Source organism: Halomonas sp. ATBC28 (assembly GCF_005937175.1).
In the GTDB taxonomy this organism is placed as follows: Bacteria; Pseudomonadota; Gammaproteobacteria; order Pseudomonadales; family Halomonadaceae; genus Vreelandella; species Vreelandella titanicae.
In genome coordinates this window covers 1-407 of sequence record NZ_VCQL01000163.1, presented here as the reverse complement: position 1 = coordinate 407, position 407 = coordinate 1, and the positions used below count along the sequence as shown (strand labels likewise).

General features: G+C 76.9%; 1 protein-coding gene. It reads right to left on the bottom strand.

The genetic code is table 11. The features are described 5' to 3' along the window. Window positions 1-167 precede the first annotated feature (167 nt). A partial coding sequence (locus tag E0L35_RS25835; protein ID WP_212751729.1) for a hypothetical protein occupies window positions 168-407 on the bottom strand: 240 nt, incomplete at its 5' end.

Genomic DNA, 407 nt, shown 5'->3' with positions numbered 1-407 from the left:
AGGTGGAGGGCCGCGGCGGCGCCGCCACTCCGTTCGCCTGGTGGGCCGCGCGGGCCGGGCTGTGGCCGCTCTGGCTGCTGGGCGCGCTGGTCGTGGCCGCGGCCTTCATGGTGCGGCCCCTGCGGCGCTGACCAGGCCGCTTCGCAGGCGAGAGGCCCGGCGGCCGTTCAGCCGGCAGGGCTGCCTTCCGCATGGTGCGGGCGCGCCAGCACCGCGTGCAGCAGGCCCGGCAGCAGGTCGAGCATGCGCGCCGCATGGCGGTCCGGCGGGCGGTGTTCCGCATGGTAGGCGTAGAGCGGAATCGGCTCGCGGTCGCGCAGCGGCACGGCCACCACCGTGGCCGGGTCCAGGTTGCCGGCCGTGAGGAAGTCCACCACCGTCCATCCCAGGCCGCGCCGCACCAGCTC